The sequence below is a fragment of the Sulfuricurvum sp. genome, assembly GCF_030691015.1.
In the GTDB taxonomy this organism is placed as follows: domain Bacteria; phylum Campylobacterota; class Campylobacteria; order Campylobacterales; family Sulfurimonadaceae; genus Sulfuricurvum.
The window spans coordinates 46,030-67,579 of sequence record NZ_JAUYFF010000005.1; the positions used below are offsets into that span (position 1 = coordinate 46,030).

Annotated in this window: 21 protein-coding genes; 13 read left to right on the plus strand and 8 right to left on the minus strand. The window is 44.7% G+C overall.

All coding sequences use genetic code 11. The features are described 5' to 3' along the window. Positions 1-6: 6 nt before the first annotated feature. A complete protein-coding gene (gene pepN / locus Q8O20_RS06190; protein ID WP_305530448.1) occupies positions 7-2,610 on the plus strand; it encodes an aminopeptidase N in 2,604 nt (867 codons plus the stop codon). Here pepN and Q8O20_RS06195 read toward each other — a convergent pair whose 3' ends face one another. Further along, entirely contained in the window at positions 2,611-3,780 is a 1,170-nt protein-coding gene (locus Q8O20_RS06195; RefSeq protein WP_305530449.1) for an NAD(P)/FAD-dependent oxidoreductase, read from the minus strand. 327 nt (positions 3,781-4,107) lie between these two features. Between Q8O20_RS06195 and Q8O20_RS06200 the strand changes: the two genes are divergently transcribed. Genes Q8O20_RS06200 through Q8O20_RS06215 form a run of 4 tightly spaced genes read left to right on the plus strand, consistent with a single transcriptional unit; the run spans position 4,108 to position 8,926 of the window. Next, positions 4,108-5,577 carry an NAD(P)/FAD-dependent oxidoreductase gene (locus tag Q8O20_RS06200; protein ID WP_305530450.1) on the plus strand — a complete coding sequence of 490 codons (1,470 nt, stop codon included), beginning with the start codon at positions 4,108-4,110 and terminating at the stop codon, positions 5,575-5,577. A gap of 20 nt (positions 5,578-5,597) precedes the next feature. Then, the gene (locus Q8O20_RS06205; protein WP_015654318.1) at positions 5,598-5,759 is read left to right on the plus strand and encodes a hypothetical protein; all 162 of its coding nucleotides are present in this window, start codon (positions 5,598-5,600) and stop codon (positions 5,757-5,759) included. Between the two features lie 47 nt (positions 5,760-5,806). Further along, positions 5,807-6,628: a peptide deformylase gene (locus tag Q8O20_RS06210; protein ID WP_304738729.1), complete on the plus strand. Its 822-nt coding sequence runs from the start codon at positions 5,807-5,809 to the stop codon at positions 6,626-6,628. Between the two features lie 21 nt (positions 6,629-6,649). Then, positions 6,650-8,926 (plus strand): hybrid sensor histidine kinase/response regulator, encoded by a 2,277-nt coding sequence (locus Q8O20_RS06215; RefSeq protein WP_305530451.1) that lies wholly within the window; start codon positions 6,650-6,652, stop codon positions 8,924-8,926. Between the two features lie 3 nt (positions 8,927-8,929). On the opposite strand, the gene Q8O20_RS06220 is transcribed toward Q8O20_RS06215, so the two are convergent. Beyond that, a complete protein-coding gene (locus Q8O20_RS06220) occupies positions 8,930-9,673 on the minus strand; it encodes a response regulator (protein WP_304738726.1) in 744 nt (247 codons plus the stop codon). Between the two features lie 188 nt (positions 9,674-9,861). On the opposite strand from Q8O20_RS06220, the gene hemN reads away from it, so the two are divergent. The 5 genes from hemN to lgt are packed head-to-tail and all read left to right on the plus strand — an operon-like array spanning position 9,862 to position 14,157. Continuing rightward, positions 9,862-11,229 (plus strand): oxygen-independent coproporphyrinogen III oxidase, encoded by a 1,368-nt coding sequence (gene hemN / locus Q8O20_RS06225; protein ID WP_305530452.1) that lies wholly within the window; start codon positions 9,862-9,864, stop codon positions 11,227-11,229. A gap of 4 nt (positions 11,230-11,233) precedes the next feature. Beyond that, positions 11,234-12,511 carry a (Fe-S)-binding protein gene (locus Q8O20_RS06230; protein ID WP_305530453.1) on the plus strand — a complete coding sequence of 426 codons (1,278 nt, stop codon included), beginning with the start codon at positions 11,234-11,236 and terminating at the stop codon, positions 12,509-12,511. Beyond that, entirely contained in the window at positions 12,508-13,005 is a 498-nt protein-coding gene (locus tag Q8O20_RS06235; protein ID WP_305530454.1) for a HugZ family protein, read from the plus strand. Before Q8O20_RS06230 ends, Q8O20_RS06235 begins: the two co-directional genes overlap by 4 nt. After that, entirely contained in the window at positions 12,998-13,333 is a 336-nt protein-coding gene (locus Q8O20_RS06240; protein ID WP_305530455.1) for a DsrE family protein, read from the plus strand. The genes Q8O20_RS06235 and Q8O20_RS06240 overlap by 8 nt, the downstream gene beginning before the upstream one ends. Continuing rightward, positions 13,333-14,157: a prolipoprotein diacylglyceryl transferase gene (gene lgt, locus Q8O20_RS06245; protein ID WP_305530480.1), complete on the plus strand. Its 825-nt coding sequence runs from the start codon at positions 13,333-13,335 to the stop codon at positions 14,155-14,157. Before Q8O20_RS06240 ends, lgt begins: the two co-directional genes overlap by 1 nt. Here lgt and Q8O20_RS06250 read toward each other — a convergent pair. The 6 genes from Q8O20_RS06250 to panB form a co-directional block, all read right to left on the minus strand. Next, on the minus strand, positions 14,121-15,338 hold the full coding sequence (locus Q8O20_RS06250) for an ArsS family sensor histidine kinase (RefSeq protein ID WP_305530456.1): 1,218 nt from the start codon (positions 15,336-15,338) through the stop codon (positions 14,121-14,123). The two genes, lgt and Q8O20_RS06250, sit on opposite strands and share 37 nt — an antisense overlap. Continuing rightward, complete coding sequence (locus Q8O20_RS06255) at positions 15,335-15,997, minus strand: response regulator transcription factor (protein WP_304738699.1); 663 nt, start codon at positions 15,995-15,997, stop codon at positions 15,335-15,337. The genes Q8O20_RS06250 and Q8O20_RS06255 overlap by 4 nt, the downstream gene beginning before the upstream one ends. Positions 15,998-16,003: 6 nt before the next feature. After that, positions 16,004-16,456 carry a hypothetical protein gene (locus tag Q8O20_RS06260; protein ID WP_305530457.1) on the minus strand — a complete coding sequence of 151 codons (453 nt, stop codon included), beginning with the start codon at positions 16,454-16,456 and terminating at the stop codon, positions 16,004-16,006. Positions 16,457-16,538: 82 nt separating this feature from the next. Next, positions 16,539-17,576: an AI-2E family transporter gene (locus Q8O20_RS06265; RefSeq protein WP_305530458.1), complete on the minus strand. Its 1,038-nt coding sequence runs from the start codon at positions 17,574-17,576 to the stop codon at positions 16,539-16,541. Between the two features lie 9 nt (positions 17,577-17,585). Further along, positions 17,586-18,593: a Holliday junction branch migration DNA helicase RuvB gene (gene ruvB, locus Q8O20_RS06270; RefSeq protein ID WP_305530459.1), complete on the minus strand. Its 1,008-nt coding sequence runs from the start codon at positions 18,591-18,593 to the stop codon at positions 17,586-17,588. 11 nt (positions 18,594-18,604) lie between these two features. After that, positions 18,605-19,393 carry a 3-methyl-2-oxobutanoate hydroxymethyltransferase gene (gene panB / locus Q8O20_RS06275; RefSeq protein ID WP_305530460.1) on the minus strand — a complete coding sequence of 263 codons (789 nt, stop codon included), beginning with the start codon at positions 19,391-19,393 and terminating at the stop codon, positions 18,605-18,607. 133 nt (positions 19,394-19,526) lie between these two features. Between panB and Q8O20_RS06280 the strand changes: the two genes are divergently transcribed. The 3 genes from Q8O20_RS06280 to Q8O20_RS06290 are packed head-to-tail and all read left to right on the plus strand — an operon-like array spanning position 19,527 to position 21,492. After that, positions 19,527-19,931, plus strand: coding sequence for an Hpt domain-containing protein (locus tag Q8O20_RS06280; protein ID WP_304738684.1), 405 nt, complete (start codon positions 19,527-19,529; stop codon positions 19,929-19,931). Further along, entirely contained in the window at positions 19,928-20,668 is a 741-nt protein-coding gene (gene trpA, locus Q8O20_RS06285) for a tryptophan synthase subunit alpha (RefSeq protein WP_305530461.1), read from the plus strand. Before Q8O20_RS06280 ends, trpA begins: the two co-directional genes overlap by 4 nt. A 20-nt stretch (positions 20,669-20,688) precedes the next feature. Next, positions 20,689-21,492, plus strand: a complete 804-nt coding sequence (locus Q8O20_RS06290; RefSeq protein ID WP_305530462.1) for a DUF3943 domain-containing protein — start codon at positions 20,689-20,691, stop codon at positions 21,490-21,492. The last annotated feature ends 58 nt before the right edge of the window (positions 21,493-21,550 follow it).

Below are 21,550 nucleotides of genomic sequence, written 5' to 3' on the forward strand. Positions count from 1 at the left end.
ACTCTTATGCAAGAACACAAAACGATTTTTTTTAAAGACTACACTCCCAGCCCTTATACGATAGAGACCTGCTCATTGGAGTTTATTATCGAAGAATCTTCCACCCGTGTTGAAAATATTATGGAAATTCGACGCCAAAACAGTGAAGCACGTGAACTGAAACTTGATGGTGAAATGGTTGATTTGGAGCTGTTATGGGTCAATGATATCCTCTACAGCGACGATATGTATACGAAGGAGGAGGGTGCAATTCGTATCCCCCTCGATTCCGACACCGCACGTATTCGTATCATCAACCGGATTTATCCTGATCAAAATACGGAGTTGGAGGGGCTCTATCGCTCCGGCGGCATCTGGTGTACCCAAAATGAGCCTGAAGGGTTCCGTCGCATCACCTATTGTATTGACCGACCTGACGTAATGACGAAATTTACAACGAAAATTATCGCCTCTAAAGAGAGATGCCCTATCCTTCTTAGCAATGGAAATCTTCGCGGTACGGCGACACTGGATAACGGCAAACATCTGGCGGTGTGGGAAGATCCGATCCCAAAACCGTGTTATCTCTTTGCCCTCGTTGCAGGGGATTTAGGCTCCATTCACGATAGCTACACGACGGCTAGCGGTAAAAAGGTCGATTTGGCAATCTATTGCGACCGTGGGAACGAGGATAAATGCCACCACGCGATGCGCAGTTTGAAAAAGTCGATGGAGTGGGATGAGGTCACGTATGGTCGAGAATACGATTTAGAGGTGTACAACATCGTAGCGGTAGACAGTTTCAATATGGGAGCGATGGAGAATAAAGGGCTTAATATTTTTAACTCCCATTATGTTCTAGCCGATGAAGACAGTGCTACCGACAGTGATTTTATGGGAATTGAGAGCGTTATCGCCCATGAATATTTTCATAACTGGACGGGGAATCGGATCACGTGCCGTAATTGGTTTGAACTGACTCTCAAAGAGGGGTTGACGGTTTTTCGGGATCAATCTTTCAGTGCCGATATGAACTCCCCCCTGACACAGCGTCTGGATGATATCAGAGCGTTGCGTGAGCGGCAGTTCGTAGAGGATGCAGGCCCCACCGCTCATCCGATCAAACCCGATCACTATATGGAGATCAACAACTTTTATACGGCAACCGTCTATGAGAAGGGTGCCGAGGTGATTCGGATGATGCATACCGTATTGGGGGGTGAGAAGTTTCGAGCCGCGATGGATTATTATTTTGATAAGTTTGACGGAAAAGCGGTGGGAACCGAAGAATTCCTCGAATCGATGCAGTCTCAAAGCCCCGTTGATTTGATGCAATTCAAGCGGTGGTATTCGCAAGAGCGGACTCCGACATTGCGTATATCCAGTGAGTATTTCCCCGAGTCGGCTGAACTGGTTTTGAAAATCATCCAAATCATCCCTAAAAACACCAAGAACCAAGAACAGTTGCCGTATGCGATGCCGTTACGAATGGCACTGTTAGCCTCAGACGGTAGCGAATATGCACTTAAAACCGATGATGTGACGCTGTTGCATAAGGATGTGCTATGGCTGGAGAAAGAGGTGAGTGAGATTCTCTTTAAAGAGATCCCTACCCTCCCGCGTCTCTCCTTGAATCGAGGATTCAGTGCCCCTGTGATAATCGAGTGCGAGACAATCGATTATCCATTTTTGATGGCACACGAGAGTGAAGGATTTGTCCGCTATGAAGCGGCTTACCGTTTTGGAATCGAGACACTTGAAGCTATGATGAGCGGTGCAGAGGTAAATGAGCACTATATTGAAAGTTATGGTGCATTATTACGTGATGAGTCGGTTGAGTCGATGTTTAAATCTCAGATTTTGGAATTGCCGAGTATTACAACACTGATGCAGCGTCAGGAGCATATCGATGTAGCTGCAATCGTTACGGCGCAAGAGAAACTCAAACGGATACTGGCGAAACGCTATTCCAGTGAGTTACACACTCGTATCGAAAGATTGTATGATCCTTCAAACACTCATATTGACGGGATCAGTATGGGAAAACGTGCCCTTAAAAATCGTCTGTTGGGGTTGCTGATGAGTTTGAAAGAGGAGCCGATAAGTGCCGTTTGTTTAGAACATTACTATCAATCTCGCTCTATGAGTGAGCGTTTGGCGGCACTTGATCTGCTTGAAAATTATGCTCCCGAATTAGCAAAAAGTGCATTGGAAGATTTTTACAATCGCTATTACGATCAGACGTTGGTAATGAACAAATATTTTAGCGTCTTAGCCTCTTCAAGACGGGAAGGGACACTGGAACGCGTCGTCGCGTTGCAAGAGAACCGTGCATACGATGTAAAAGTACCGAATCTTGTCCGCGCTTTAATCGGAAGTTTTGCCCGTAATCCGGTCGCATTTTACGATCATAGCGGAGATGGATTTAAATTTGTTGCCGACAAAGTGATTGAAATTGATGCCATAAACCCTCAAATCGCTTCGGGGCTGGCAGGGGCATTTAAAAATTACGGACGTTTAAATAGTGATCAAAAAACATTGATGGGGAGTGAGTTGGAACGGATAAAAAATCATCCGAACCTCTCCAACAATGTTTATGAGATAGTGACGAAGATTTTAGAGGCGGTTTAGTTACATCCCCGGAATGCGAGGGATATACCCCATTTTTGAAAGTTTATAATACCAGCCCCATACGAGTTTCATCCAATGCCCGATAATCGGGAGGGAGATGAAAAATACTTTTTTATCGTTACGATAAACAAACCCCGCTCCGTTTCCTGTATCCATAAGACACACTATATTCAGATGCTCTTGATAGGTTTTTTTCGGGTTTGATTTTAGGCCATACGCTACGGCACTATTATGGGCAGCGTTGCGTGCCATTATTTCGGCGAGATGACCTTGTTTGGCTCTCCATTCCGGTCCCTCGAGCGCGCTAGCATCACCGATGGCGTACCATCCCTCAACCCCTTCGATTTCACAGTAATTATTAATACGGATAAATCCGGCACTGTTTTGGGGAAGATCAGACTCTTTTATCAATGTCATTCCATCTCCCGCAGGGATAAACATGGTGAGATCACTTTCGAGTACGCTATTGTCCTCAAAAATGATACTGTTGGTTTCGAACCGTTTGATTTTTTTTCCAAAACGGGTTCCAAAGTGATTATTTTTAAACATCGTCTCAATAGAGGACAATGCTTTTTTCCCCATCCGTACACCGGGTTGGGGCATAGGAGCAAAAAACGTCATTTCATAATTGTCACGGATACCGAGTTGTGAGAGATGATGATGGAGATTGAAAAAAAGTTCGAATCCGGGTCCTCCGCGCACACTGCTGGAATCATTAGGATTGCCGCCGAATCCAAAGGCAATTTTTCCGCTCCCGCGTTCTATCAATGCCTCTATTTTCTCTTTAAGCAAGAGTGATTGTTCGGGTGCACCGCATATGGAGAGGGTATGTTCGAGCCCTTCATGTCTCATTTTTGCGGCTCCCGTCGCAATGACGAGATGATCGGCTATTCGGAGCCCTCCCAATTCAAGAGAAATGCTCTTTTCAGCACCGTTGATAGAAATGAGACGATCTATCGTGAGTCTAAAATTATGTCGTGCGGCAAGTTTGTCCAGTGAAAGGGTAGCCTTTTTAAAAGGGATAGTTTTGATGGGAATCCAAATAGCAATAGGATAGATAAACACATAATTGCGATCGCTGATAAGCTCAACCTCAAACCCTTCTTTACGGTAATAAATGGCAGCTTCGACTCCGGCTATTCCACCCCCGATGATAAGGACACTTTTCATAGTAACAACCCTTTTTAATTATAAATACATCTTATTATTATATTCATTTATGCACAGATAGAAATTATAATATTTACGACGTAAAAAGTCAAATAGAAAAGATATTTTGACGTCAGTATGCATTTCTGCTAAAAATAATGAAATAAACATTTTTAAAACCGAAAAGGACAAATTGGCTAGCTACCTCATAGATTGTGAAGAAAAGTAACACAGGGTCCTTTTCTAAAAACTTTAGTTTCGATTGCAATGTTTATTTTAAGTATGTGATATAATTGTGATGATAAGGTATTATAATCTGGTTTTATGGAATTCATTCAAGGAGAAGATATGGCAAGAGTAGTTGTCCTCGGTGGCGGTGTTGCTGGACATACCGCTGCAACGTTTGCGGCAGATTGGCTCGGAAAAGAACATGAGGTAGTTGTTGTTACCCCTAACTCGAAATGGAACTGGATCCCCTCAAATATTTGGGTCGGTGTCGGTCAAATGTCTAAAGAAGAGGTTACTTTTGACCTTGCTCCCGTGTACCAAAAAGCAGGGATTACGTACAAACAGGCAAAAGCACTAAGCCTCAATCCTGAGGGAAATGCTAGCAGCGACAAACCGTATGTTACTATCGAGTATACCGGTCAAGGCAAAGCGGGACAAAGCGAAGACGTAACGTATGATTATCTTATCAATGCAACGGGGCCAAAACTTAATTTTGCTGCTACTCCGGGTCTTGGTGATGCTAACGGCTTAGGTGAATTTACCGTCTCCGTTTGTACGGCAGATCACGCCGACCATGCAGCGCATGAGTTTGCAAAATCTATCGAAAAGATGAAAAAAGGGGAGCGTCAAAAATTCCTCATCGGAACAGGTCACGGTATGTGTACGTGTCAAGGTGCGGCGTTCGAGTATATCTTCAACATTGAACATGAACTTCGCAAAGCGGGTGTTCGTGATTTGGCAGATATCCAATGGATCTCTAACGAATCATTCCTCGGTGACTTCGGTATCGGCGGATTACACATGAAACGCGGCGGATACGCGGCATCTTCACGTCTTTTCGCAGAGTCTTTGTATTCTGAGCGCGGTGTCAAATGGTTGATCGGTGCTCACGTTAACAAAGTTGAAAAAGGGAAAGTGTCGTATGAGCTTCTCGATGGTACAATGGGTGAAGAGACATTCGATTTCGCGATGTTGATTCCACCTTTCGCCGGAGTAGGACTGAAAGCCTATGACAAAGCGGGTGAAGATATCACCGCAACCGTATTCGCACCGAATGGCTTTATGAAAGTTGATGCAAAATACGATGCGGGTGCGTATGAAAACTGGAAAGCGTCTGACTGGCCTCGTACGTATCAAAATCCAACATACAAAAATCTCTTCGCTGCAGGTATCGCGTTTGCTCCTCCGCATCCGATCTCTAAACCGATGAGTTCACCAAACGGTACTCAAATTTTCCCAACACCTCCGCGTACAGGTATGCCAAGCGGTATTATCGGTAAAGCGGTTGCTCACAGTGTTTGTGATTTGATCAAAAAAGGACCGAGTGCGCATTTGCATGAGGCATCAATGGCAGAAATGGGTGCAGCGTGTGTCGCATCAGCAGGTAAAGGTCTATTTGACGGTACCGCTGCGGCATTGACCGTTTATCCTGTTGTTCCTGACTTTGAAAAATATCCTGGATTAGGACGTGATTTGGATTATACTTTCGGTGAAATCGGACTTGCGGGTCACTGGATCAAACACATCCTTCACCACATGTTTATCTATAAAGCCAAGCTCAATCCGGGCTGGACTTTAATCCCTGAATAAGTAAAAAGGAGAAAAAAACTATGAATGAAATTGAAAAATACGTTAAACCGTACGATGCTAACTTTACAACTATGGTACCGACAAATTTTGTTATCAAAATGCGTACGTGCAAAATTTGGCAGTTTATCCGCTTTATTATGATCAATATCAAAATGTTGATCGTCGTTCGCAAAAGCCACTAATTTAAAGCCCCTTCAGGGGGCTCTACCTCCTACGAAAGATTTTCACAATGATTAAAGAATTGATCACCTACCCTGATGAGCGGATTAAGCACGTATCTGCCGATGTTCGTAAATTTGATGATGAGTTGTTTAGGCTTTTAGAAAATATGCACGATACGATGGAGCATTATCAACTGAATGCTATTGCGGCAATCCAAATCGCAGTGCCGGCGTGTGCCATCATCGTCAAAACCGAGAATGGCCCTCTGGAACTTATTAATCCTCGTATTCTTGTTACCGACGGAGAAGTTATTGCAGAAGAGATAAGTGCGTATTATCCGGATTTTACCGCCACACTCAAACGACATGACCGAATCAAAGTAGTCTATGAAAACAGATTCGGAGAGTTACAGCATTTGGATACCGAGGGGGACTTTTCTCGGGTATTGCAGCGAAAAATGGATATGTTGTTCGGGGGTACACTTCTTGATAAACTGAATAAAGAGGGACGACAAGAAGCCGAAAAGATACTGGTAAGAAAAGCGCAAGAAGCCGGATATGAGCTAGGCGAGTCATGCCCAACGGTTTTTGTACGCGATTATTTCAAACGGGGTGCCAAATATCTTTTGGCTCTTGTCGGATTTACCTTTCTTCTCCCCTTTTTCATTTCACCTGAGTTACGCACATTGCTCTACACCCTTGATAAATATGCCCTCATCGGTGTGATACTCTTAATGGTTGTTTATTTCATTTACGCCCAGTATGAAGGGAAAATGTATAAACAGTGTACGAGTTGTCAGATCGGCAATATTATCGGAACGGTACTGATTCTGGCCGTTCAACTACTGATTGTCTCTTTGGGTGTTTTTTTCTGGATCGCGCCAAATTAATTGTGCCGTTGCGGAGAAAATATGCAAAATACCCTTTTTAAAACACTGTTTGATGCAAGAGCCATTTTATTTGCAGAAAAAGAGCCTATTTTAATAGAGTGGGTGAATGAAACGCAGTGTTCTACTATTTTAGTACGCCACGAGATCGATAGAGATATTTTTTTAGAATTGTATGCGGGAAATGTTTTTGATTATTTCATGGGGGTCGTCTCAGGGCACATGGCACTCGGAGATTGCCCTGTCATCGGTGAATTGATTGAGTATCTTAAAAACAAAGAGCTTCGAGCAGATGAACTCTTTCTCCTTTGCACCCATTTTAAGCGCTCCGTCCTTAATGCAACATACCGTTTGGGAATCAACGATCAAGAAGTTTTTGTTGCCATCAGCTATTTGTTTGACCAAAATTTTGCGGGTGTTTTAAAACTCTATACGGATACGATATATCAAAAAGAGCAAGAAGCCCTTAATGCTTCCAAAGCCAAAGAATACTTTCTCTCCAATATGTCTCATGAGATACGGACACCGCTTAACGCTATTTTGGGTTTTGTCTCCCTTTTACGAGATGAGACGACCAATCCCCGTTATCAGCAATACCTCAATATTATTAGCAACAGCGGTGAAAATCTTCTCCATATTATCAATGATATTCTCGATTTCTCTAAACTTCGCAGCGGGGAGTTTACGGTTGATCCTCAGCCGTTTAATATTCACGATGAGATATCCCATACCATGGAACTTTTTGTTCCGGGTGCTAATTCGAAAAGTATTACGTTGACCAGTTTTATCGATCCTACCATCGCCTATGAGATTGTTGCCGATGCATTGAGGATCAAACAGATTGTCGGGAACTTTTTGAGTAATGCCATTAAATTCAGCCATCATGCCGGAGCAATCCATGTTGAAGCGCGATACGATGAGGGGATTTTATCCCTCTCGGTACGGGATCAGGGGATAGGGATCTCAACGGTCGATCAAGAACGGATATTTGATGCGTTTTCTCAAGCTCACGAAGGGGCATTGAAGGTCAACGAGGGGACAGGACTAGGGCTTTCCATTTGTAAGCAGTTGGCACTCCATATGGGGGGCGATATTGAGTTGAAATCGACGGTAGGGGAAGGAAGTCTGTTTACCCTTAAAATACCCGTGATCGCCAACCATCAGTGCGAAGTCTCTAAATTTGATGTTTCAATGTTTGAGGGGATCAAATTCGGGCTTTTGGCCTATGATCCGAGTGAGAGTTACAAACTTGAATCCCTGCAACGGTATTGGGACCATTTCGGATTGGATATTCAAATCATTAATAATGTTCAGGAGTCGTGCAATCTTCTCATTTTTTTAGAGAGTTCGATGGACGATGCGGCACGTGAAACGATTATTAAGAATCAGATACCCTCGGTAGCTATCCTAGATTTTCTTGACGAGCGCTATGATACTATTGAGACGATTGTACCGCTGACTTTTCCGATCTATTGTACCAAACTTCAGAGTGCTTTGAGAGACGTTTTAGGTATTAATACGCCGCATCTTCCTCATAGAACAGGACTACGGGGACGAGGGGGATTTGAGGGACGGGTATTGGTCGCAGAAGACAACCTCGCCAATCAGGAGCTTATTAAGATTATATTGGAACGGTATGCGTTGAGCTACACAATCGCCTCTAACGGAGCGGAAGCTCTTCATTATTATCAATCGGAATATTTTGATATGGTACTGATGGATGAGCAGATGCCGCAGATGAACGGCAATGAAGCGACGGCCAATATTTTGGCATTTGAAAAAGCGACTAAACGTCCCCATACCCCCATTGTGGCATTAACCGCAAATGTCATCAACGGAGCACGTGAGCGCTCTCTTCAAAACGGTTATGACGCATTTTTAGGAAAGCCGATCGTCATTAAAGAGATTGAACAAATATTTGAACGTTATTTGAAACCGATTGCTTTACCCGAAATGGAGCCGTGCGCTCTGGTCGTCTCAAAATGGCCGCATATTGATATGGAGCATCTTAAAACGGCACTGATGCTGGAAGAAGATCAAATTGATTATCTTTTAGGTATCTATTGTCAAAAAATGGAGCATTTGCTCCAAGACCTCTCACTTGGTATTGAAAAAAGAAGTTACGAAGATATTGCTTTTATTGCCCATGCGATTAAAGGTTCCAGTGCCAATTTTCGTTTTGATGAACTCTCAAGAGTCTCTTCCGTCATTGAAAGTGCAGCTATGGAAAAAGAGGAAGAGTTTGAGTTTAGTGAAGCATACGAAGTGCTTCGAGGGGAATTTGAAAAGCGTTTTGCTTGAATCCTACTCTTCTAAATAGTACCCAACACCCGAAGCATTTTTGATAACATCGGTAGGGAGTTTGGATCGTAGTCTCCACACGAGGGTTCGAACACTGTTGTCGGTCGCACCTTTGGTTTCCCACACGTAATTGATGGCTTGTTCAAAATCAACGACACTCCCCAACTGAGCTACAAGAAGGCGGATAAAGGCATTCTCTTTTTTGGTGAGTTTGATTTTCTGATTTTTGTAAAAGGTTTCACCCAGTCCGGTATCGTGACGATACCCTTCGCCAAACTCGACAATCGGTTTATCAGAGAGTTTTTTGGCATAAACCAGTTTTTCGAGCTCTTCACGATCGGATTTGAGTTCATCAATATTGGAATTACGCTTCTTCTCCTCTTTGAATCGATAGAGTGCCATTTGGATCGTCGTGTGGAGATTGATCGGATCGAAGGGTTTTACGATGTATCCGTAAGGCTCCGTTCTTTTGGCTTTGGCGAGCATATCGTTATCGGAATGTGCCGTTAGATAGATAAAGGGGAGCTGATTTTTATCGCGAATGTATTGAGCCAGTTCGATACCGTCCATTGTTTTTTGCAATCCAATGTCAATGAGGGCAATATCGGGGTTATATATTTTAATTTTATTTCTAGCGGTAACGGCATTATCAGCCAAAGAAATTACGTCATAGCCTTGCTTTTCTAATGACATTTTTAAATTTATGGCGGTTACTTCGTCGTCTTCAACGACTAGAACTTTTATCATCGGGGGGCATCCTCATTATAGATAGTGATTGTTGAAAGATTTTATCACAATGTCGAGAAAACTCGACAATAAAGCGTTCATGTTTTGTGATATTTTCCCACAATTATAGAATAATGTTTCTTTTTTATCCGTTATTCAACCCAAAAGGGGCATAATCGCGACATTCACAGGGACGATAGGGAATACGTATGCTTGATTTTGACAAATTTACCAAATATTCTAAGCCGGGGCCACGCTATACGAGCTATCCGACAGCGTTAGAGTTTAGTGAGAGTTTTGATTACGACAGTTATCTCTCAAAGCTCCATTCGCAAGACGTGACGCGTCCATTATCCCTTTATTTTCACTTGCCGTTTTGTAAAAATGCCTGTTATTTTTGCGGCTGTAACGTCGTTTTTACCTCCAAAGAGGATAAAAAAGAGCGCTATATTGATTACCTGATTCGCGAAATGCAAATACTCAGCACTCACATTGACGTTAACCGCTCCGTTATTCAGCTCCATTTTGGCGGGGGGACACCGACATTTTTTGATGCGGATCAGCTGAATCGTATTATTGCAGCGATCAAAGGTCATTTTAAAAACTTTACCCCAGATGCTGAAATCAGCTGTGAAATCGATCCGCGTCACATCAACGAAGCACAGATGAAAGTGATGGCGGATGCGGGATTCAACCGTGTCAGTTTCGGGATTCAGGATTTTGATGACAAAGTTCAGGTGGCGGTACATCGCGTGCAGCCGTATGACATCACCAAAGCGGCGATGGATTTAGCACGTAAATACAATATGGTGAGTGTTAACGTCGATTTGATCTACGGATTGCCGCATCAGAGTTTGGAGACATTTAAAAAGACCCTCGATCTCTCCCTCTCTTTGAATCCGGATCGTTTTGCCGTCTTTAATTATGCGCATGTCCCTTGGCTTAAAAAGACGATGCGAAAAATTGATGAGACGACATTGCCGCATCCGGCGGAAAAGCTCGCCATTATGCGCTATACGATCGATCATATGGAATCCAACGGGTATAAAATGATCGGGATGGATCACTTTGCCAAGAGCGAAGACGAACTTTTTAAAGCGATTGAAAAAGGGGAGCTTCACCGTAACTTCCAAGGCTATACCACCAAGGGGGGAGCCGATTTGATCGGTATCGGGCTCACTTCTATCGGAGAGGGAGCTGATTATTACGCCCAAAATTTCAAAGAGATGGAAAGCTATGAAGCGGCCATTGATGCGGGGAGATTGCCTCATGAACGGGGTGTCGCATTGAACGAGGATGACCGTATCCGTCAATACGTCATTATGGAATTGATGTCAAATTTTAAACTCGATATTGACCGTTTTGAGCGATTGTTCGGCGTGAAATTCGCAGAGTATTTCGCAGATGCTATAGAAGCGCTTAAACCGTTCGAAGCGGATGGGTTGCTCACTATGACCTCTCAGTCGATTGAGTGCTCGACAACGGGAACCTTGTTGATCCGTAACATTGCGATGCCTTTTGATGCGTACATGAAACGCCACGCAAGCTCTGACAAAGCGTTCAGTAAAACGGTGTAAGTGAATGGAAAAACGCGAATTATTCCATTTTACCGAAACCTCCGATGCGTGTATCAAATGCGGGAAGTGTATCCCCGTTTGTACAATCCACAATGTCAATGCCGATGAGGTAACTTCACCGCGCGGATTTATCGATCTCCTCGGTGCGTATGAGCGGGGGCAGTTGGAGCTAGACAAAAATGCGAAAGCGATTTTTGAGAGCTGTTTTCTTTGTACCAACTGCACCGATGTCTGTCCTAAAGCGTTGCCTACCGATATGGTAATTGAGCAGGTACGTGCCGATCTCGCCGATAAATTCGGCATCGCGTGGTTTAAACGGGTATTCTTCTATCTTCTCCGTCATCGAATGACGATGGATATCCTTTTTAAACTCGGATACGTGTTTCAAACATGCGGATTTAAGATTAAAGACTCAATCAACTCGATGCAACCTCGATTTAATCTCCCGATTATTAAAAAAGACCGACTTCTCCCCTCAATGGGGAAAACATCGTTTCTTAACAGCTATCCTGAAAATATTCCTAACGGGGGGAAACGTCGTGTCGCGATTTTCATCGGATGTCTAGCGAACTACAACTACACCGAAATCGGCAAGGGACTTTTAGAGATTTTGGAAGCACTGGGTGTCGATGCCTTTATCCCGAAAAAACAGCTTTGCTGTGGAGCACCTGCCTATTTTACGGGTGATTTCGCGACGGTTGATCACAACGCCAAAAAGAACATTGTCTATTTTGAGAGTTTTATCGACGAGGTCGAAGCGATTATCATCCCCGAAGCGACCTGCAGTGCGATGATTAAAATCGATTATGAGCACTTTTTCCACGATCAGCCCGAATGGCTGGAGCGTGCCAGAGCGCTAAAAGGTAAAATCTTTATGGCGACCGAGTGGCTGGAACAAAAAACGGAGCTTAAAGCACTGCTGGCGAGCAAGGGGAGAAGTGATTTGAACGTTACCTATCATGATCCCTGCCACGCCCGTAAAATGCAGGGCGTTTATAAAGAGCCGCGTGCCTTGGTCGGACAAAATTATACGATCACCGAAATGAGCGATCCGAACGCCTGTTGCGGTTTTGGCGGGGTGACCATGCAGACGGAGAATTTCCATTTTGCCCAAGCGGCGGGAAAACCTAAAGCGGCCATGATCGCCAAAACGGGTGCACAAATCGTTACCGCCGAGTGCAGTGCCTGCCGTATGCAGATCAATAACTCAATGAATGAGGCAAATGTGGACGTCATCTTTAAAAATCCGATCGAACTGATCGCTGAGGCACTACTAAAATGACCACGATAGAGGTGGAGTCATTTTTAGAAACGTTTCAAACCCTTGTCATGGCATCTCTCACCCCTGAGGGTGAACCGCATGCCAGCACTGCCCCCTATGTCCGTATCGACAATGATTTTTATATCCTTATCAGTACCGTTGCCCAACACGGGCGTAATCTTCTCGTGAATCCAAATGTCTCTTTGCTTTTTGTCGAAGATGAGTCGCAGTGCGTTCAACCTTTTGCTCGAAAACGGGTTACCATTGAAGCTATTGTTTCTGAAATCATGCGTGAGGATGAACTATTTACACGTGCAATCGAGCGTTTCAAAGCCCATTTTGATTCGGAACTCGTCACCTCATTAACCCAAATGGGCGATTTTCACCTCTTTAAACTCTCCCCTAAAAGTGGGAGCGTCGTAATGGGTTTTGGAAAAGCGTATCGTCTGGATCACAACTTAGAAGTAATAACACAGATTATGGGTCAGCATCAAAAGGGTCATGGCAATGGATAAACTCCTGATTGTATGGAGTAGCGGCGAACTCGAAGTGGCAAAAAAGCTTGTATTGCTTTATGGAAGCGTCATTTTGCCTCGCAGTTATTGGGATGAAGCCCATCTGATGGTATGGGGGCCTTCGGCGAAGCTTTTGGCTGAAAACACGGAGTTACAAGCAATGGTTGCGCAGGTGATCGACTCGGGTGTAAAAGCCTCGGTGTGTGTTGTATGCAGTGACGATTATGGAGTAACCGAAGAGCTTCGAGCACTAGGGATAGAACCAACCCATACGGGAGAGTTTTTAACGCAGGCGCTTAAAAGTGACTGGAAAGTGGTGACATTTTGATGGAATTCTGGCAGCATATTTACGAACATTTTAACCCTGTAGCTTTCAACATCTTCTCTATTCCTGTGCACTGGTATGGGTTGATGTATGTCCTTGCCCTCCTAAGCGCTCTCGTCATCGCAAAATGGATCGTTCAAAAAGATAACATTTCGATCACCAAAGATCAGTTGGATGACTATTTTGTTTATGCCGAGATCGGGGTTATTTTGGGGGCGCGTTTAGGGTATATCCTTTTTTACGATATTCATACGATGTACTATCTAACGAATCCGTGGCAGATTTTTAATCCGTTTATCGACGGGCAGTTTGTCGGGATTCGGGGGATGAGCTTTCACGGGGCGATACTCGGCTTTTTGATCGGCTCGTATCTCTATCATCGCCGTCACGGAATACCGTTTGGTCGATTGATGGATTTGGTGGCGGTATCGGTTCCATTGGCGTATGTATTCGGTCGGATCGGGAATTTCCTCAACCAAGAGCTCGTAGGACGTGCTACCGATGTGCCGTGGGGAATCTATGTCTATGATACCCTTCGTCACCCCTCACAGCTTTATGAAGCGTTTGTCGAGGGGATTGTGGTCTTTGTCATCATCTATGCGTATCGTCACCGTAAAGCGTTCGAGGGGGAGTTGATTTTACTGTACGGATTTTTATACGGAATCGGACGGGGTCTTGTAGAATTTTACCGCGCTCCCGATGCGCAGATCGGCTATCTCGCAGGGCAATGGCTCACACTTGGGATGGCTCTGAGTTTTGCAATGGCGGCCGTTTCGGTAATGATGTGGATCTATTTCCGTTCACGCAACCGTATACAAAAAATATGAATCCCCTCTTCGTAACGGTAATCTAATCTAAATTGATGTAAATCTATAACCGATTGGGCGATGTAAAGCCCCAATCCTAAGCCCCCATCCCCCCGCTCGGTAACAAATGCCTGCAACGCTTCCTCAACCGGACGCTTGAGCGGTTCACCGCTGTTTCGAATACAGATTCCTTCATGGTCACACGCTATCTCTATCGGGAGTGAAGAGGCATGGCGTACCGCATTATCGATGAGGTTTTGCAAGGCACTGGTAAAGAGTGCCTCATCGACGGTAATGTTCTGATCGCATCCGCGTAAATGAACATTTTCTCTCTCTATCATGAGATTATCGAGGGCATTTTGGATCATCGAATCGAGATTATGCGACTTTTTGACAAGGGAGTATGCATGCATTTTTTCAATGTCGGCCATTTGATGAATTAGATGTTCGAGTCGTGAAAAAAGTTTGGCTAATAAGGTGCGGTTTGGACTTGGTTCTTCAAGTTCGACGATCAATTTCCCTTTCGTAATAGGTGTTTTGAGCTCATGCATAATATTACGCAAAAAAAGTTCGCGTGATTTCTTGAGTTTGTTTTGTTTTGCCAATGCATCGTACAGTGCGTTAGAGATAAGAGCTATCTCATCTTTGCCGTTGTTGGAAGCATACAGGATATCTTCCCCTTCTCCATAGCGACGTATCTGCTCATATAGATGTTTGAGGGGCTTGAGATTACTCCACAATAGAAGATACATATTGACAAGACCACCCAAGAGGGCAAAAAATAAAAACCAGACGAAATAGTAGGTTTTACCCTCCGTCATATCACGATAAAGCATCGTACAGTGACCTTCAGAGAGTTCATAGATGAATCCGCTGTCATCTTTATAAATGGTCACTTTGACATTTCGGGAACGGAGTTTAGACTGCATCGGAGGGGGGAGGATGATTGCTTCACACTGAGGGGTTTTTGTTTCTATGACTTTGAATCCCGCTTCTGAGAGTTCGCTGTTTTTTTCCATACAGGTTTGGGCTTTGGTCTCATCGATAATCCGTGAGAGTTCCATGGAACGATGGGTAAGAAGGTGAAACTTTTGTCTTTCCTGCTCAGCCAATGCTGAGATAAAAAGTAATATCAGAACGATGAGTGCCAGAAAAAAGAAAGCATGGAGTTTAAAAAAAACGGAATGTCGGCGCGAGATCATAGGGTGAACTGGTATCCCATTCCGCGAATAGAGCGGATAAGGGTAGGGTGTTTGGGATTAGGTTCGATTTTTTGGCGTATGCGGCTGATAAGGACATCAATGCTTCGCTCTGAGCTTTCCCAGCCGATTGATTCGACATTGTTGGCTATAAAATCGCGTGAGATGATCTGTTTATGGTGTTTGATGAGAAGCGAGAGGAGTTCAAATTCGGCACGTGTGAGGGGAAGGAGTTCCCCCTCTTTATAAATACCGGTTTCGTCCACACGGAATATATCACTGCTGGCTTGGATAGTTTTGCCATTAATACGGCGCAGTAGACTCTGTATCCTCGCAACAAGTTCACGCGGCTCATAGGGCTTGGGGAGGTAGTCGTCGGCACCTAACTCTAAGGCGATAACTTTATCTCCCAAATCACTCCGAGCCGAGGAGATAATAATAGGGATGTCACTGCGTTCTCTGAGTGCTTTACAGACATCCAAACCATCCATATCGGGAAGGGTTAGATCGAGTAACACAAGATCGTAGGACTCTATTCCCAAAGAGGCGAGTGCCGCTTTGGGATGAGCGTAAGCGATCACCTCCATCTGATAACGACCCAAATATTGGGTGAGAAGATCTGATATTTCGAGATCATCTTCAATCAGGAGGATTTTAATCATACATATTTACTTTTGATCGCAGTTTTTGCAGCCCATGGTACCTTGAGGCATTTGCATTTGTTTCATATCATGAGGCGTTTTGGTATCCTTCATATCCCCTTTCATCGGGCACTCTTTTGAACCGTTCCCTTGTCCCATCATCATTTGCATCCCTTCTAATTTAGCACGTTGCTCAGAAGTGAGTACTGACATCATTTTCTCGCGCTGCTTGTTATGGAATGCTTTTCCCTCTTCACGGATTTTAGTAATTTGATCTTTTTGTTTATCGTTAAGATCGAGCTTTTCCATCATAGGAGGGAGCTTTTTGGTATCACATTCACATTTTTGCATCATGCCGCCCATGCCGCCTTTATTGCCACACATTCCACCTTGCATTCCACCTTGCATTCCACCTTGCATTGGGCATGCCATTAACGCTGTTGCACCGAGGATCAGTGCGATACTTAGAATCTTTTTCATTATTGTCTCCGTTTTGTAATATTTATACTCTGACAGTATAAAGGAAGCATGTCAATCCTGCAATAACCTAGTGTTAACAAGATTAATAGGTTGACTCTTCGCTTTGGGCTTCGGTAATTTTCATCAGTGTCAAAAAGAGCACGGTGATAGCCGGCCCTATAATCATACCCCAAAACCCGAAAGTTGCTAACCCTGCGATAATCGCAAAAAAGATAATGAGCTCGTTGATCTTCTCTTGGGGTTTGATCAGACGCTGGTTGATGATTTTGATAATAACCGGTTTGATGAAGGTATCGGCAATAATCGAAATGACGATGATCGTATAAAGGGTAATGAAAAGGGCATTTTCGGTATGTCCCAGAGAGAGCTCAAATAGGGCAAAGGGGAGCCACATGATGACCCCGCCCACGACAGGGATAAGAGAAGCAAATCCGTACATAATCCCAAACAGCAGACCGTTGTACCCCATATACCCTACCGCTATTCCAAACAGCGCCCCTTCGAATACGGCTGTTGCCAGAATCGAATAAAAGACGACACTCATGGAGGAGCGCATCTCAAACATGATGAGGGTGCTCTCTTGCTGCGGAAAGTGGGCGGAACGCTTAAAAAACTCAAAAATTTCTCGTCCATAGAAGTGGGCAATAAAATAGAAGATCAGAATAAACAGAGTTCCGGAGAGAAACGACATCGTAAACGTTCCGATCAACGAGGCGTACGCAAGGATGTGCTGACTTAACGCAGTGGGATCAAATCCGATTAAAGAGGCTTCGAGTTTCGCTTCGAGTCGCGAGAGGGAAGGGGGCAGATATTCCAACCAGAGCCTAAACTTGCTCTCCATCGTACTCATGATAGCGGGATCAAGGTTTTGCATCATTACGGAGATATGAAATAAAAAGTACCCTAAAGGGGCGAAAAAGAGGATTCCCAGTAAAAGAGTCGATAATGTCGAAGCCCAAAAGCGGCTTCCTGTGAGGTGGAGAAAACCCATTTGAATATGGTGGGTTGAAATCGCCAAGAGTGACGCGACAATAATACTCATCCAAAACGGTGCATACAAAACATAGATGCCGTACGAGACCATGATGAGTAAGAGAGGGGTGAAATACTCTTTTTTCACTGTTTTTCCTTAGTCCAACAAACCGTTTTGAGGGATGCCGAATTTGAGTAATTCGTAGGTTTTTGCCGTGGCAACTCGTCCGCGAGCTGTCCGTTCCAAATATCCGTTGGCGAGAAGGTAAGGTTCTAAGACATCTTCGATCGTCCCCTCATCTTCACTGAGGGCGGCGGCAATCGTGCTAAGCCCCATAGCTCTCCCTTTGGCCTCCATCAGGAATTTTAGGAGGCGGATATCCATCTCGTCAAACCCGTTGGCGTTGATCCCCAGCTGATCGAGTGCGTAGCGGGAGCGTTCATGCAAGATGGTAGTTTCATTGGCAACGTCGGCAAAATCACGAACCCGCTTCAGCAGACGCAGTGCGATTCGGGGCGTTCCGCGAGAGCGTTTGGCGATCTCTTTGGCAGCCTCTTTATCGATACTTTTACCGAGTTTCGTTGCGGCTTGGGAGATGATACTGCAGAGTTCATCGGGGGAATAAAACTGCATCCGAAAATTCATCCCGAAACGATCGCGCAGAGGATTGGAGAGCATTCCGGCGCGGGTGGTTGCACCGATGAGGGTAAAGCGGGGAAGGTCGATTTTTACCGTCTGTGCCGCAGGGCCTGAACCTATGATGATATCGAGACGAAAATCTTCCATAGAGGGGTAAAGGATCTCTTCGACTGCAGGGGAGAGTCGGTGAATCTCATCGATAAAGAGGATATCCCCCTCTTCGAGGTTGGTGAGGATGGCGGCGAGATCACCGCTTTTTTCGATCATCGGGGCGGCGGTCACTTTGATGTTGCTCCCCATCTCGTTGGCGATGATCAGAGCGAGGGTTGTTTTTCCCAAGCCCGGAGGGCCGTAAAAGAGGACATGATCAAGGGCTTCGGAGCGCTTATTGCTTGCCTCTATAAAGACGCCCAGATTTTTTTTGATCTGATCTTGACCGATATAATCATCCCATGCACTGGGACGAAGTGACGTTTCACTGGACTCTTCGGCGTTAAACTTTTCAATCTCTACAATACGTTCCACGTTAGACAGCCCTAGTAAACATAATTTTCATCAGGAAAAGAGCGCTCTTGTACTTCAGAAGCGTAGGTCGAAACCGCTTTTTTGACTCCGCACGCACCGTCCATATATTGTTTGACGAATTTAGGGACGAACGGTTCATACAGACCCAGCATATCGGAAAAGACCAGTACCTGACCATCTACTCCGCTTCCCGCTCCGATCCCGATAACGGGGATCGAGACACTTTGTGCAACACGGGTTGCTACGTCGGCTTTTACCCCTTCGATAACGATGATAAAAGCACCCGCTTGCTGGATGGCTTGCGCATCGGCGATGAGAGAGAGGGCTTCATGCTCGTTTTTCCCTTTGACTTTATATCCCCCCTCCGCACGAACGGCTTGCGGGAGAAGTCCGATGTGTCCGCATACGGCGAATCCGTTAAGCGTTAAATGTTTGATGAGGTGGGCTTTCTCGGCTCCCCCTTCGATTTTGATCGCATCGGCAGAAGTTTCGCGGTAAACGCGGATGGCATTGGTGAGGGCGGTGGCTTCGTCGGTGTAGCTACCAAAGGGCATATCGGTGATAATAAAAGTTTCAGGGGCACCTTTGCAGACGGCATTGGTGTGATAGATCATTTGATCCATCGTCGCGCTCAGAGTATCGTTATTGCCGCCAAAGCTCATATTGAGACTATCTCCTACGAGGAGTATGTCGGCGCTTTCACTAAAAAGACGGGCAAAAAGGGCATCATACGCCGTTATCATGACCAGCGGAAGAGCATCCTTTCGCTTTTGAATCGAACCGATAGTGAGTTTTTTCATACTATATATATCCCATAGTTATTTAAAGTAGATAGTTTACCCAAAAATTGAGTTGCAATGCTATTCTATGGCAATTAAGAGGGGATATTAAACAAAAGATGGTTATAATTTATCACCACAGGAGAACATCATTATGGGCATACGAAGCGTTCTAGAAGCTAATTTCGACTTTGAAATCATTGACGAATTTTTAGATCATTACGCAATGATGACAGAGATCATGGAATCGTTAATCGTCGATCTGGCTAATCCTGAACGTTTTCATCGTAGTATTGAAGAGTTATTTAGAATTTTTCATAATATAAAATCTGCTTCAGGCTATTTACAGATTGAACCTATGGTTCGCTTAGCTACATTTGCGGAAGATGCGCTCGAACAGTTACGATCACGCGATAAAATGGTCAATGACGAGACGATTACGTGGCTGATCAGTGTTTCTGACATGTTTTTGCAGTGGCATGAAGATTTTAAAATGGATAATGAACTGTCCAAAATACATTTTTCACTTTTAATTTTACCCGATATGGAGAGAGCGTGAAGAAACTCGTAGCGTACATTACTGCCGGTTATCCCGATAAAAATTTTACTGTTGATCTGGCGTTAGCACTGGGTGAAAACGGTGTCGATACCTTAGAACTGGGAATCCCTTTCTCTGATCCCGTTGCCGATGGCCCTGTTATCGAAGCGGCAAATCAGCGTGCCCTTGAAGCGGGATTCCGTTTCGCCGATATCCTTGATATCTCTGCGAGCATTGCCCCTAAAATCGATACGTTGTGGATGGGGTATTTCAATCCGTTTTACCAATACGGGATGGAAGCATTACTGGATCAGGCAAAGACTTTAGGGGTTAACGGTCTTATTATCCCTGACGTTCCGTATGAAGAGGCAAAAAACTATCATAACCTTTTTGAGAGCAGAGGCTTGGCCAACATTACATTTGTCGCTCCGACCGACGGTGAAGCACGTATCGCAACAATCACTGCCGAAGCACGCAAGTTTATCTACCTCGTTGCCTATGCGGGGATCACGGGAAGCGGAAAAGCGGAAGATTTAGCTCCTACCTTAGCGATGATTAAACGTCATACGCAGACGCCTGTGTATGTCGGCTTCGGTGTCAATGAAAAAACGGCAAAGGAAAAAGTGCAAGGGGCGGACGGTGTTATCGTCGGTTCCGCAATCGTCAACATCCTTTTGGATGATACCTTAAGCAATACACAAAAGATTGCACAATGCTGTGCACTTACCCGCACAATCAAATCACTTATCAACGAATAAAGAAGGTAGAGAACCCCAGTGTGCATGGAGTGCATGTCTGGGCTGTTCTTTTCCTCTCCTTTACCTTACCTCTTTTCGGTGATAACAACATCTCAAGCAGTGCGCCAAAAGATTATAGTCCTACGTTTATCAACGTCAATGAAGAACTTCCCACTCGCTATAAAGCAGTTGTCGAAGATTCTCTCTATTTGCAGCTGATTATGCTCTCATCGATCGGAGCACTGGCGATGATGCCCGAAGATATTACCAACTGGAATGCGGCAAAACTCGAAGAAAAGTCACTCTCTCAGCGATGGAAGGATCATGTCACCACAACACCTGTCTGGGATCATGACAGCTGGGCTATAAACTATATCGGTCATCCTATTTCGGGTGCATGGTATTATACGATGGGACGAAACGACGGGTTATCTATCGGAGAATCGGCCGCTTTATCGGCCCTGATGTCCACTTTTGTCTGGGAATACGGGTACGAGGCTTTTGCTGAGGTTCCCTCGATTCAGGATCTTATTTTTACCCCTTTACTGGGCTCCATTATGGGGGAGGGGATGTATATCCTTGAGGGGAAACTGGATCGACAGGGGGGAGTCGTTTTCGGTTCCAGAACTTTGGGAAATGTGAGCTATTTCTTTCTCGACCCGTTGGGACGCATTGCCGATGGGATGAAAAATGCCCTCTTGTTTTTCAGGATTGATCTGGACGTAACGATGAGTATCCAAACCTATCCGCAGTTTCGCGCAATACCCCATCATCTTACGGGTGAGCCGACCGATTCGATCCTCTATCGTGACCGTGAAATCGGATTTATTATCACCTTTCAGTAGAGTCTGTAGATTACCGATTCATTTACGCAGCTTAGGGTATAATTGCGTCATGACTTCG